The sequence below is a fragment of the Bradyrhizobium sp. Pa8 genome (assembly GCF_052588265.1).
In genome coordinates this window covers 5,329,961-5,341,821 of the sequence record NZ_CP176767.1, presented here as the reverse complement: position 1 = coordinate 5,341,821, position 11,861 = coordinate 5,329,961, and the positions used below count along the sequence as shown (strand labels likewise).

Here is an 11,861-nt window from a genome sequence, read left to right as displayed (position 1 = left end):
GCCAAACAAAAACTCAGCCTTCGCGGATGTAATTCCCCGCTTCGAATTCGACTGGCGCAGCACTTGCGTCGAACGACACGCCGATCGGATCGCGGTCTGCTTCCATCGCCTCCAGTTGCTCGCCGAGCATGCGCCGGATCATCAGGATGCCGCGGTCGCTCTGGCCGAAATGCTCCTCGGAGTGGATGGTCTGCGGGCCCTGGCCGACCTGGGCCTCGTAGTCGCCCGGGAATTGCTGGTGCTCCTGCTCGGTCATGTCCCACCAGAACTTTCCGTTGAATTTTGAGCGCATGCGGCCGATGTCGCCTGATGTCTTGACGCGGCCGGCGACGTAGATGCGGAACGACGTGTCGTCGATCGGCAGGGTCCAGCCGATCGACTCGACCCGGGCGAACTGCGCCACTCGCGGGTTCGGCACGACACGGAGCGTGGGGAGGGCGGCCTCGGTGACGCGATAGAACACCTTGCCGTCGTCCTGCTTGCGGATCGAGCGCACGGCGATGCCGCGCGGTGTCTTGTCGAACGTCACTTCCGGCATCGAGGCCATCATGTTGGTGAATTGGGGACCCGAGAACGAGCCGTGCAGCACCGGCACGTGATAGGGATCGACCACGTTCTCGAAATGCTGGAGCCAGTTGCAGGGGATGACCGCAGGCCCGCCACCGCCGATCGAGGAATCGTCGGCCTCGACGAACTCGCCGTCGTCCATGTTTTCGAGGCACTCGTAAACCGGCAGCACCGGGCGTTTCTCGGCAGGGCCCATATAGGCGAAAATCAGCCCGTAGCGCTCTTCGACCGGGTACCAGGGCTGGCGCACCTTGTCCTTGAACTGTCCGCCATCGGGCTCGCAGGGCTGCTCCAGGCAATGGCCCTCGGTGTCGAACTTCCAGCCGTGATAGCAGCAGCGGATGCCGTCTTCCTCGACCTTGCCATAATAGAGCGTGGTGCCGCGATGGCAGCAGCGGGCGTGCAAGAGGCCGACGCGGCCGTGCTTGTCGCGGAACAGGATCAAATCCTCGCCGAGCGCGCGCACCTTTTTCGGCGTGTCGGTGGCGTCGCTGACAAGCCCGACCGGATGCCAGTAGCGGCGCAGCAACTCACCCATCGGCGTGCCGCGCGTAACCGAGGTGAGCTCGGTGCGCGTGTGCGCCGGCTTCATTGCATAGCCGGTGCCGAGATCGCGATCCCGCTGGGTCATGGTCATACGGTTCCTCCCGCGTCGCCGGGCCTTGGTGACCCGGTCATCTTCGCGTGTTGGCTCAGTCAAAGGCAGATCGATGACAATGTCAACGATCTTTCAAAATGCCTCTTAATCGCATTCGGAAGTGGTTGGGGAGGTTGCGCTACCAAGACTTGGCACGCCCTGGCTTTCTTGGCAGAGGTGGATCATGAGCCAGACATCGAGCAGGGACGGGCATGCGTCGCCCGATGCGGACGAAAGTCACTCGCCGGCGCCGATCACCGTGATGCTGTCGTCGCGGCTGATGGTGCTCGCCAATTTGCTCAAGCGCGGCGCGATCCTCCGCTACAAGCGCCTCGCCGGATTGTCCTCGGTCGAGTTCGGTCTTGTCGCCTCGCTCGGCCGCCGTCCGCCGATGAGCGTGGCGCGGCTCGCCGAAGCCGTCGGGCAGGACAAGGGCCAGATCAGCCGCGCGCTCGCGGAACTCGTCTCGCGCAAGCTGATCGCGAAATCGGCAAACCCGAAGGACAGCCGCGAGGTGCTGGTCTCGCTGACCGCGGCAGGGCTCGCCGCGCATGATGCGATCGTCGAAGGCGCGCAGGAGCGCAATCGGCAATTGCTGGAACAGTTGAGCAAGGACGAGTTCGAGACGCTGCTGGCGCAGATCGACCGTCTCACGGCGACAGCCGAAAAGATGCTCGAAGCCGAGAAAGTTCCGCGCTGATCTCGCAGCGATCTCCAGAAATATTGGATCGCTTCTAAGAGTCCTTCTAAGAACCTTTCAATTAGGGAATTCGCGCGCGCTCACCTAAGCGTCATCGCAAGCGCTTGTCGTTGGGGGAACGACGGCATGACGCAGCAAAACAGACATATTGGGGTGCGCGTTGAACAGTCTTCATATGCTGCGGACAGCCGTCCTGGCGACCGCGTCCGCTTTCGTATTGGTGCCGCAGGCATCGCTTGCGCAATCGTCGACGCAAAGTGGCGCGCAAAATCTGCCGTCGGTGACCGTCGACGCGCCGGAAACACGCCGCCGCGCGCCTGCTGCCGCCGTGCGCCGCGCGGCGCGGCCGTCGGTGCAGTCCGCCGCCAGCCGCAGGCCGGTTCAACAGCGCAATGTCGGCTTTGTCGAGACGCCGCGCGGTCCGGTGAACGGCTATGTTGCCAACCGCAGCTCGTCCGGCACCAAGACCAACACGCCGATCATGCAGACGCCGCAGTCGGTCTCTGTGATCGGCGCAGACCAGATCCGCGACCAGAAGCCTAACAAGCTCGACGAGGTCCTGCGCTACACCGCGGGCGTGCGCGCCGGGACCTTTGGTGCAGACACCCGCAACGACTGGTGGCTGATCCGTGGCTTCAAGTCCGACGACATCGGACTGTTCCTCGACGGCATGCAGCTGTTCTACACGGCGTATGCGAGCTGGAGGCTTCCGCCGTTCAACATGGAGCGCGTGGAGGTGCTGCGCGGTCCGTCGGCAGTGCTTTACGGCGGATCGAGCCCGAGCGGCATCGTCAACGTCATCAGCAAGATGCCGCCGACGGAGCCGATCCGCTACGTCGAAACCGGGGTCAACAATTTCGGCAACGCCTATGTCGGCTTCGATGTCGGCGGCCCAGTCGCGACGCAGCCCGAAAACGGCAAGCTGTTCTACCGCGTCGTCGGCCAGGTGCAGAACGGCCCGACCCAGGTCAACTTCACGCCCGACAACAACTACTTCATCGCGCCGTCTTTCACTTGGAAGCCGGATGCCGACACCACCTTCACGGTGCTTGCTTCGGCGTCGAAGACCGACACCCGCGGCATCAACTTCCTGCCTTACCAGGGCACGGTGACGAACGCGCCGTTCGGCAAGATCCCGACCAGCTTCTTCGCTGGCGATCCCAGCGTCGACAAGTTCACGCGCGAGCAGGAGATGCTCGGCTATCAGTTCGAACGCAATCTCACCGACGATCTAACGTTCCGGCAGAATGCGCGATTTGCGCATATCGACCTGACCTATCGCGGTTACATCGGCAACGGCTGGGACAATATCAATGCGGCCTCTCTCGGTCGCTACAATTGGTATGCGAAGGATACCGCCAACCAGGCCGATCTCGACAACCAGCTGGAATATCGCTTCAACACCGGTCCTGTCAGGCACACGATGCTGTTCGGGGTCGATCTGAAGGGCTATCAGATCGACGACTATCAGGCCTTCAACTTCGGCACCGTTCCTCCGATCAACGTATTGAATCCCGTCTATGGCATCAACATCCCGCTCACGGGCCCTCCGTTCCGCAACTTCCTGATCACGCAGAAGCAGGCCGGCACCTATCTCCAGGACCAGATGAAGCTCGGCAACTTCACGCTGGTGCTGAGCGGCCGCAACGATTGGGTCGAGACGACGCAGGCCGCCCGCGACACGGGGGCGACGCTCGCCAGCAACAATGACAGCCAGTTCAGCGGTCGCGCCGGCCTGATCTACAATTTCGACAACGGCATCGCGCCCTATATCTCCTACGCAACGAGCTTCAACCCGATCATCGGCCTCAACGCGCAAAACCAGCTGTTCCAGCCGGAGACCGGCCAGCAGGCCGAGATCGGCGTGAAGGTCGCGCCCAAGGGATTTGACGGCTACTTCACCGCCTCATTGTTCGATCTGAAGCGTCAGAACGTGCCGACCACCGATCCGGTCATCACCACGCTGCAGAACCAGACCGGCGAGGTGACCTCGCGCGGCATCGAGCTCGAAGCGGTGGCCAATGCCACGAAGGAGCTGAAGTTCATCGGCGCCTTCACGGCGTACCATCTCTTCACCAGCAGGGACCTCAATCCGGCGCTGGTCGGCAAGACGCCGACCAATACCCCCGAGCTGCTGGTTTCGGGCTGGGCGGACTACACCTTCAAGGACGGGCCGCTCGAAGGATTTGGTTTCGGCGGCGGCGTGCGCTATGTCGGCTCCTCCTGGGCCGACCCCGCCAACACCCTCGAGGTTCCCGGGGTGGTGCTCGGCGATCTCGCGGTCCATTACGAATGGCAGAACTGGCGCACGGCCATCAACGTGATCAATTTGACCGACAAGATCTACGTCGCGAGCTGCGCGGCGGCCTCGTCCTGCTTCTATGGCGACCGCCGGCGCGTCACCGCCAGCGTCTCCTACAAGTGGTAGGCGCAGGCGAGGGGAGGGCTTTGTGAAGGCGCGCACGGTCAGGCTGTGGTCCGTGGTCCACACCTGGACCAGCCTGATCTCGACCGTCTTCCTGCTGCTGCTCTGCCTGACCGGCCTGCCGCTGATCTTCCATCACGAGATCGATGAGCTCATGGGCTATGCCCCCCAGCCCCAAGCTCATGCGGGCGCGGCGCGTGCGACGACGCAAGCCGTCGCCGACGCCGCGCTCGCCGCCGATCCCGGCCGGGTGCTGCAATATATCTCCTGGGACAAGGACGAGCCCGGGATCGTGACGGCGTTCACCAACAGCGCCGTCGACGGGCTGCCTGACAACACGACCGTGCGCGCGTTCGATGCGGTGTCGACCAAGCTGCTCGGACCGGTCGGCGTCGGGCCGATGCTGATCATGCTCAAGCTGCATACCGACATGTTCGCCGGCCAGCCCGGAAAACTGTTCCTCGGCGGGATGGGCCTGCTGTTCGCCATCGCCATCATCTCCGGCGTGGTGCTGTACTGGCCGTTCACCCGCCGGCAGCGCTTCGCCACCATTCGCGATCATGCCTCGCGCCGCGTGCGCTGGCTCGACTGGCACAATCTGATCGGCGTCGTGACGGTGGCCTGGGCGCTGGTGGTTGGGCTGACCGGCGTCGTCAACACCTGGGCCGAGCTGATGCTCAACCAGTGGAAGGCAACCGAGCTCGCCAGCATGGTCGCGCCCTATGCCGGCAAGTCGCCGCCATCGCATCTGGCTTCGCTCGACGACGTCGTCGCGCGTGCCAGACAGACGGCTCCCGGCATGGAGGTCGCCTTCATCGCGTTCCCGGGCACGCCCTTCACCTCCTCGCACCACTTCGCCGCCTTCATGCGCGGCGACACGGCGCTGACGGCGCGGCTCCTCAAGCCGGTCCTGCTCGACGGCGAAACAGGGGAGGTCGCCGACAGCCGGGCGCTGCCGGTCTACCTGCAGGCGCTCCTGATTTCGCAGCCGCTGCATTTCGGCGACTATGGCGGGATCCCGCTCAAGGTGATCTGGGCCGTGCTCGACATTCTCACGATCGTTGTGATCGGCAGCGGCCTCTATCTCTGGCTGGCGCGGCGGCGCAAGCGTGCGCCGGCCAGAGCCAACGCATTCGCCAGACGGACCCCGGTCCCGTCGTGATGCATGGCTCCTCTGACCGTTCGCGCCTGTGGATACGTGTCTTTGCGGCACCCATCCTGCTCGCGGCCGCGACCATCACCGGCCTGCTGGCCGCGCTGCTCTGGGGAACGCTGGGCCAGTATGTCGCCTGGGTGACGGTGGGAGCCCCGGTGCTGGTCATTGTCTGGGTTTGGGTGCGCTGCCGCACCCAGAAAACCGGGCAATTTTCGCGGACGATACGCGGCAAATAGCGGCCTCTGCCCGTGTGCCGCAATCTTCGAACGGCTGCCCTGCAAAACTGTGGCCGCCCTTGCTGGGATTAGCGATCTGCTCCATACCAGCCGCGGGGTGATTCCGGGATTTCTATCGTTCTGGGGGCGGCAAAGGGCCTAAAAAGAGCGTGTCTTGCGCCCATTGGTGCACTGCGCTAAGGCTCAGAACAATTCCAAACTGGACGAATCCGTGGCTGTCCCGAGGCTGCGGGAAAAAGGGCTCGTCAATGAGCGGCATTCTGCAGAACTATCTTCCACTCGTCGTCTTTATAGGGGTAGCGGGTCTCATTGGCCTTGTGCTGCTGATCGCGCCCTTCATCGTGGCGTTCCAGCAGCCGGACCCGGAAAAGCTGTCGGCATATGAGTGCGGTTTCAACGCGTTCGACGACGCTCGCATGAAGTTCGACGTCCGCTTCTACCTGGTCGCCATCCTCTTCATCATCTTCGACCTCGAGGTGGCGTTCCTGTTTCCCTGGGCGGTGGCGTTCGGCAAGCTTGGCGCGACCGGCTTCTGGTCCATGGTGGTGTTCCTCGGCGTGCTCACGGTCGGGTTCGCCTATGAATGGAAGAAAGGAGCACTGGAATGGGATTGAACCCTGCATCGTCCACAGGTCCGGTCGTCGCGCCGGCCCCCAAGGGCATCCTTGATCCGTCGACCGGCAGGCCGGTCGGCGCCAACGATCCGTTTTTCCTCGAGGTCAACTCCGAGTTGTCCGACAAGGGCTTCTTCGTGGCCGCGACCGACGACCTCATCACCTGGGCCCGTACCGGCTCGCTGATGTGGATGACCTTCGGTCTCGCCTGCTGCGCGGTTGAGATGATGCAGGTCTCGATGCCGCGCTACGACGTCGAGCGCTTCGGCTTCGCCCCGCGTGCCTCGCCGCGCCAGTCCGACGTGATGATCGTCGCCGGCACGCTGACCAACAAGATGGCGCCTGCGCTGCGCAAGGTCTACGACCAGATGCCCGAGCCGCGCTACGTCATCTCGATGGGCTCCTGCGCCAACGGCGGCGGCTACTATCACTATTCCTACTCGGTCGTGCGCGGCTGCGACCGGATCGTGCCGATCGACATCTACGTGCCGGGCTGCCCGCCCACGGCGGAAGCGCTGCTCTACGGCGTGCTGCTGCTGCAGAAGAAGATCCGCCGCACCGGCACCATCGAACGCTAAGGTTTTACGTCATGGACGACGCCAAGCTCGACGCCCTGGGGCAGACGATCGTTAGCGCGCTTCCGGGCGCCGCCATCGGTCATTCGGTTGCCTTCAACCAGCTCACGGTGGATGTCGAGGCCAGCAAGATCGTCGAGGTGGTCAAGTACCTCCGCGACGATCCGAAATGCCGCTTCATCAACTTCACCGACATCACGGCCGCGGACTATCCGGCGCGCGAGAAGCGCTTCGACGTGATCTATCACTTCCTGTCTCCGACCCTGAACACGCGAATCCGGCTCAAGGCCCAGGCTGACGAGACCACGCAGGTGCCGTCGCTGATCGACGTGTTCCCGGGCGCGGACTGGTTCGAGCGCGAGGCCTACGACCTCTATGGCGTGTTCTTCGTCGGCCACCCCGACATGCGCCGCCTGCTGACCGATTACGGTTTCGAGGGCCATCCGCTGCGCAAGGATTTCCCCACCACCGGTTTCGTCGAGGTCCGCTACGACGACCAGGAGAAGCGGGTCGTGTACGAGCCTGTCCGACTCAACCAGGAATTCCGCAAGTTCGATTTCCTTTCGCCGTGGGAAGGGGCGGACTATCCGCTTCCCGGTGACGAGAAGGCGGGACCGAAGGTCTGATCATGAACGAGCAACCCGAACAGCTTCGCAATTTCACCATCAACTTCGGGCCCCAGCATCCGGCTGCGCACGGCGTGCTGCGTCTGGTCCTGGAGCTTGACGGCGAAATCGTCGCCCGCGTCGATCCCCATATCGGCCTGCTTCACCGCGGCACCGAAAAGCTGATCGAGCAGAAGACCTATCTCCAGGCGATCCCGTACTTCGACCGGCTCGACTACGTCGCGCCGATGAACCAGGAGCACGCTTTCTGTCTCGCCGCCGAAAAGCTGCTCGGCATCGAGGTGCCGCGCCGCGGCCAGCTGATCCGCGTGCTCTATTGCGAGATCGGCCGCATCCTCTCGCACCTCCTCAACGTCACCACGCAGGCGATGGACGTCGGCGCGCTGACCCCGCCGCTGTGGGGCTTCGAAGAGCGCGAGAAGCTGATGGTGTTCTACGAGCGCGCCTCCGGCAGCCGTATGCACGCAGCCTTCTTCCGCGTCGGCGGCGTGCATCAGGACCTGCCGCAGAAGCTGGTCGACGACATCGAGGCCTGGTGCGATCCGTTCCTGAAGGTCGTGGACGACCTCGATCGCCTCCTCACCGCCAACCGCATCTTCAAGCAGCGCAACGTCGATATCGGCGTGGTGCCGCTTAAGGAAGCCTGGGAGTGGGGCTTCTCGGGCGTCATGGTGCGCGGCTCGGGCGCGGCCTGGGACCTGCGCAAGTCGCAGCCCTATGAATGCTACGCCGAGATGGATTTCGACATCCCGATCGGCAAGAACGGCGACTGCTACGATCGCTACCTGATCCGCATGGAAGAGATGCGCCAGTCCGTGCGCATCATGAAGCAGTGCATCCAGAAGCTGAACGCAGCCGACGGGAAGGGGCCTGTCGTCGTCGAAGACAACAAGGTCGCGCCGCCGCGCCGCGGCGAGATGAAGCGCTCGATGGAAGCGCTGATCCATCACTTCAAGCTCTACACCGAAGGCGTCCACGTGCCGGCCGGCGAAGTCTATGCCGCGGTCGAGGCGCCCAAGGGAGAGTTCGGCGTCTATCTGATCTCAGACGGCACCAACAAGCCCTACAAGTGCAAGATCCGCGCGCCGGGCTTCGCGCATCTGCAGGCGATGGACCACATCTGCCGCGGCCATCTGCTCGCCGACGTCTCGGCGATCCTGGGCTCGCTCGACATCGTGTTCGGAGAGGTCGATCGGTGATGGCGCAGGCGCCAATCCAGTTTGACCGTGCCTCGGGGGCCCTTGAAGGGGCCAACCTGTGGGAGCGGACGGCTGCCTTGGCGCTGGTGACGGGATCGAAGATCTCGTCGCACTTCTCGCATATGGGCTACATCGCCTGCGCGAACCTGCTGCGGAAAACGCTGCCCGAGCGCAATATCGCGATCAGGCTCAATCCCGACGCCGTGTTCGAATTCCCCTACGGCGACGGCTATTGGAGCAAGCTGCTCAACCGCTCGTACAACTACGAGGACGAGCTGGAGGTCCTGTTCGCCGACTCCATCGACGTCGACTACACGCTGCTCGATTGCGGCGCCAATTACGGCTACTGGTCGGTGCTGGTCTCGAGCAAGCCGTTCGGATCGCACAAGGCGATCGCGATCGAGCCGTCGGGGCAGAACTATCCGAAGCTTGCCAACAACGCCCGCGTCAACGGCAACCGCTTCGAGCCCCTGAAATGCGCGATCGGTGCGGCTCGTGGCACTGCGCGGCTAACAGGCACCAAGCATGAGGCCTTCAGCATCGCCGGCGCACCGTCGGCGGGCGGCGAGGACGTGCCTGTTCTCGCGCTCGACAATCTCATCGACGACGGCAAGGTGGCGGCCCACGGCAAGTACCTGATCAAGCTCGATGTCGAGGGCGTCGAGATCGAAGCCATCAAGGGCGGCGCCCGGCTGCTTGAGACCGACAGCGTCATCATGTGCGAGGAGCACGGCAGCGATCGCAGCCACGCGGTGTCGCGCTTTATCCTCGAACAGACGCCGCTGAAGCTGATCGTGTTCGATCCGCGCAGCAACCGGATGGAGACCGTGACCGAGCTGTCGATCCTCGACCGCATCAAGGTCTCGACCCACGTCGGCTACAACGTTTTCGGCACCGCAAGCGCATTCTGGCAGGACAGGATCGATGCCCTGAATGCGAAAACCGCGCGCCGTATGCAGTGAGAGATAAGAGATGTCCGTTCGCCGATTAGCACCGAAGGAAGTCCAGCCCGCGAGCTTTGCGTTCACGGAGGAGAACCTCGCGTTCGCCAAGCAGCAGATCGCGAAATATCCGGCCGGCCGGCAAGCCTCCGCGGTGATCGCCATCCTCTGGCGCGTCCAGGAACAGCACGACGGCTGGGTGTCGGAAGCCGCGATCCGCGCCGTCGCCGACTTGCTCGACATGCCCTATATCCGCGTGCTTGAGGTCGCGACCTTCTACACGATGTTCCAGCTCGCCCCCGTCGGCAAGAAGGCCCACGTGCAGGTCTGCGGCACCACGCCGTGCCGCCTGCGCGGCGCCGAGGATCTCATCCACGTCTGCGAGCACCGCATCCACCACGAGCCGTTCCATCTCTCCAAGGACGGCAATTTCAGCTGGGAAGAGGTGGAGTGCCTCGGTGCCTGCGTGAACGCGCCGATGGTGCTGATCGGCAAGGACACCTATGAGGATTTGACCAAGGAAACCTTTGGCAAGGTGCTCGACGGCTTCGCCTCGGGCAATCCGCCGAAGCCCGGTCCGCAGAACGGCCGCCAGTTCTCGGCGCCGACGGGTGGGCCGACCACGCTGAAGGAGATCACCTGATGCGTGATCTCCCCACAATTGGAGGGAACGAGGCCGTGAACAAATGGGGCTTCGTTGCCATGCATGCCGCGGTCGCGGCCGCCTTCATGTTCCTGCTGCAGCGCTTCGTGATGAACGCGACGCAGGAGAGCAGCCTACTCTGGGCGCTGACCTTCGCCGTCTGCGCCGCCGGACTTGCCTACAAGCAGTCCAATCGTTGATCGGAAAGCACTGAAATGCTCGAGGACAAGGACCGCATCTTCAAGAACCTCTACGGCCTCCACGACTGGGGGCTCGAGGGCGCGCGGCGCCGCGGCGCCTGGGATGGTACGAAGAATATCATCGACAAGGGCCGTGACTGGATCATCAACGAGATGAAGGCCTCGGGCCTGCGCGGGCGCGGTGGCGCCGGCTTCCCGACCGGCCTGAAATGGTCGTTCATGCCGAAGGAATCGACCGACGGCCGGCCGAGCTATCTCGTCGTCAACGCCGACGAATCCGAGCCCGGCACCTGCAAGGATCGCGAGATCATGCGGCACGATCCGCATCTCCTGATCGAGGGCTGCCTGATCGCGAGCTGCGCGATGAACGCGCATGCCTGCTACATCTATGTCCGCGGCGAGTTCATCCGCGAGCGCGAGCATCTCCAGGCCGCGATCGACCAGGCCTATGAGGCGAAGCTCGTCGGCAAGGACAATGTCAACGGCTGGCCGTTCGACATCTACGTCGCGCACGGCGCCGGCGCCTATATCTGCGGCGAGGAAACCGCGCTGCTCGAAAGCCTCGAAGGCAAGAAGGGCCAGCCGCGTCTGAAGCCTCCGTTCCCGGCCAATGTCGGCCTGTTCGGCTGCCCGACCACCGTCAACAACGTCGAGTCGATCGCGGTTGCGCCCGATATCCTGCGCCGCGGTGCGGCCTGGTTCGCCGGCATCGGCCGTCCGAACAATGTCGGCACCAAGCTGTTCTGCATCTCCGGCCATGTCGAGCGGCCCTGCAACGTCGAAGAGGCCATGGGCATTCCGTTCCGTGAGCTGATCGAGAAGCATTGCGGCGGCATCCGCGGCGGCTGGGACAACCTCAAGGCCGTGATCCCCGGCGGTTCCTCGGTGCGCATGGTGCCGGCCGAGCAGATCATCGACACGCCGATGGATTTCGACAGCTTGAGCAAGCTGCGCTCGGGCCTCGGCACCGCGGCCGTGATCGTGATGGACAAGTCGACCGACCTGATCCGCTCAATCGCCCGCATCTCCTATTTCTACAAGCATGAGAGCTGTGGTCAGTGCACGCCGTGCCGTGAGGGCACCGGCTGGATGTGGCGCGTCTTGACCCGCATGGCCGACGGCCGTGCCCACAAGCGCGAGATCGACATGCTGCTCGAGGTGACGAAGCAGGTCGAAGGCCACACCATCTGCGCGCTTGGCGACGCAGCCGCCTGGCCGATCCAGGGCCTGATCGCGCATTTCCGTCACGAGATCGAAGCGCGCATCGACCAGTATTCGCACAAGGCTGACATCGACGATATCGGCGTCCGCGATCCCGTGAACATGGTCGCGGCGGAGTAAG

At 63.8% G+C, this 11,861-nt stretch carries 13 protein-coding genes; 12 read left to right on the top strand and 1 reads right to left on the bottom strand.

The window, feature by feature from the left end:
- Nucleotides 1-13 precede the first annotated feature (13 nt).
- Entirely contained in the window at nucleotides 14-1,204 is a 1,191-nt protein-coding gene (locus ACKWRH_RS24830; RefSeq protein ID WP_445215659.1) for a Rieske 2Fe-2S domain-containing protein, read from the bottom strand.
- Between the two features lie 184 nt (nucleotides 1,205-1,388).
- On the opposite strand from ACKWRH_RS24830, the gene ACKWRH_RS24825 reads away from it, so the two are divergent.
- The 12 genes from ACKWRH_RS24825 to nuoF all read left to right on the top strand — a co-directional run bounded on the left by ACKWRH_RS24825 (nucleotide 1,389) and on the right by nuoF (nucleotide 11,860).
- A complete protein-coding gene (locus ACKWRH_RS24825; protein WP_254120056.1) occupies nucleotides 1,389-1,904 on the top strand; it encodes a MarR family winged helix-turn-helix transcriptional regulator in 516 nt (171 codons plus the stop codon).
- A 175-nt stretch (nucleotides 1,905-2,079) separates the two neighbouring features.
- On the top strand, nucleotides 2,080-4,332 hold the full coding sequence (locus ACKWRH_RS24820) for a TonB-dependent siderophore receptor (protein WP_445215658.1): 2,253 nt from the start codon (nucleotides 2,080-2,082) through the stop codon (nucleotides 4,330-4,332).
- 22 nt (nucleotides 4,333-4,354) lie between these two features.
- A complete protein-coding gene (locus ACKWRH_RS24815; protein WP_445215657.1) occupies nucleotides 4,355-5,491 on the top strand; it encodes a PepSY-associated TM helix domain-containing protein in 1,137 nt (378 codons plus the stop codon).
- Nucleotides 5,491-5,721 (top strand): hypothetical protein, encoded by a 231-nt coding sequence (locus ACKWRH_RS24810; protein WP_445215656.1) that lies wholly within the window; start codon nucleotides 5,491-5,493, stop codon nucleotides 5,719-5,721. Before ACKWRH_RS24815 ends, ACKWRH_RS24810 begins: the two co-directional genes overlap by 1 nt.
- 248 nt (nucleotides 5,722-5,969) lie before the next feature.
- Entirely contained in the window at nucleotides 5,970-6,335 is a 366-nt protein-coding gene (locus ACKWRH_RS24805; protein WP_007603535.1) for an NADH-quinone oxidoreductase subunit A, read from the top strand.
- Nucleotides 6,326-6,913 (top strand): NuoB/complex I 20 kDa subunit family protein, encoded by a 588-nt coding sequence (locus ACKWRH_RS24800; RefSeq protein WP_061847881.1) that lies wholly within the window; start codon nucleotides 6,326-6,328, stop codon nucleotides 6,911-6,913. The genes ACKWRH_RS24805 and ACKWRH_RS24800 overlap by 10 nt, the downstream gene beginning before the upstream one ends.
- Before the next feature lie 11 nt (nucleotides 6,914-6,924).
- Nucleotides 6,925-7,536, top strand: coding sequence for an NADH-quinone oxidoreductase subunit C (locus ACKWRH_RS24795; RefSeq protein ID WP_445215655.1), 612 nt, complete (start codon nucleotides 6,925-6,927; stop codon nucleotides 7,534-7,536).
- A 2-nt stretch (nucleotides 7,537-7,538) separates the two neighbouring features.
- Nucleotides 7,539-8,735 (top strand): NADH-quinone oxidoreductase subunit D, encoded by a 1,197-nt coding sequence (locus ACKWRH_RS24790; protein ID WP_145666028.1) that lies wholly within the window; start codon nucleotides 7,539-7,541, stop codon nucleotides 8,733-8,735.
- Nucleotides 8,735-9,697: an FkbM family methyltransferase gene (locus ACKWRH_RS24785; protein WP_445215654.1), complete on the top strand. Its 963-nt coding sequence runs from the start codon at nucleotides 8,735-8,737 to the stop codon at nucleotides 9,695-9,697. The genes ACKWRH_RS24790 and ACKWRH_RS24785 overlap by 1 nt, the downstream gene beginning before the upstream one ends.
- Nucleotides 9,698-9,707: 10 nt before the next feature.
- On the top strand, nucleotides 9,708-10,319 hold the full coding sequence (nuoE, locus tag ACKWRH_RS24780) for an NADH-quinone oxidoreductase subunit NuoE (protein WP_028149052.1): 612 nt from the start codon (nucleotides 9,708-9,710) through the stop codon (nucleotides 10,317-10,319).
- On the top strand, nucleotides 10,319-10,519 hold the full coding sequence (locus tag ACKWRH_RS24775; RefSeq protein ID WP_445215653.1) for a hypothetical protein: 201 nt from the start codon (nucleotides 10,319-10,321) through the stop codon (nucleotides 10,517-10,519). Before nuoE ends, ACKWRH_RS24775 begins: the two co-directional genes overlap by 1 nt.
- 15 nt (nucleotides 10,520-10,534) lie before the next feature.
- Nucleotides 10,535-11,860, top strand: coding sequence for an NADH-quinone oxidoreductase subunit NuoF (nuoF, locus tag ACKWRH_RS24770; protein WP_014494861.1), 1,326 nt, complete (start codon nucleotides 10,535-10,537; stop codon nucleotides 11,858-11,860).
- Nucleotide 11,861: the final 1 nt, after the last annotated feature.

What these genes read in the sequence shown, in the direction of transcription:
- ACKWRH_RS24830 (WP_445215659.1), bottom strand. Translation starts at nt 1,204, where the DNA reads ATGACCATGACCCAGCGGGATCGCGATCTCGGCACCGGCTATGCAATG.
- ACKWRH_RS24825 (WP_254120056.1), top strand. Translation starts at nt 1,389, where the DNA reads ATGAGCCAGACATCGAGCAGGGACGGGCATGCGTCGCCCGATGCGGAC.
- ACKWRH_RS24820 (WP_445215658.1), top strand. Translation starts at nt 2,080, where the DNA reads ATGCTGCGGACAGCCGTCCTGGCGACCGCGTCCGCTTTCGTATTGGTG.
- ACKWRH_RS24810 (WP_445215656.1), top strand. Translation starts at nt 5,491, where the DNA reads ATGCATGGCTCCTCTGACCGTTCGCGCCTGTGGATACGTGTCTTTGCG.
- ACKWRH_RS24805 (WP_007603535.1), top strand. Translation starts at nt 5,970, where the DNA reads ATGAGCGGCATTCTGCAGAACTATCTTCCACTCGTCGTCTTTATAGGG.
- ACKWRH_RS24800 (WP_061847881.1), top strand. Translation starts at nt 6,326, where the DNA reads ATGGGATTGAACCCTGCATCGTCCACAGGTCCGGTCGTCGCGCCGGCC.
- ACKWRH_RS24795 (WP_445215655.1), top strand. Translation starts at nt 6,925, where the DNA reads ATGGACGACGCCAAGCTCGACGCCCTGGGGCAGACGATCGTTAGCGCG.
- ACKWRH_RS24790 (WP_145666028.1), top strand. Translation starts at nt 7,539, where the DNA reads ATGAACGAGCAACCCGAACAGCTTCGCAATTTCACCATCAACTTCGGG.
- ACKWRH_RS24785 (WP_445215654.1), top strand. Translation starts at nt 8,735, where the DNA reads ATGGCGCAGGCGCCAATCCAGTTTGACCGTGCCTCGGGGGCCCTTGAA.
- nuoE (WP_028149052.1), top strand. Translation starts at nt 9,708, where the DNA reads ATGTCCGTTCGCCGATTAGCACCGAAGGAAGTCCAGCCCGCGAGCTTT.
- ACKWRH_RS24775 (WP_445215653.1), top strand. Translation starts at nt 10,319, where the DNA reads ATGCGTGATCTCCCCACAATTGGAGGGAACGAGGCCGTGAACAAATGG.
- nuoF (WP_014494861.1), top strand. Translation starts at nt 10,535, where the DNA reads ATGCTCGAGGACAAGGACCGCATCTTCAAGAACCTCTACGGCCTCCAC.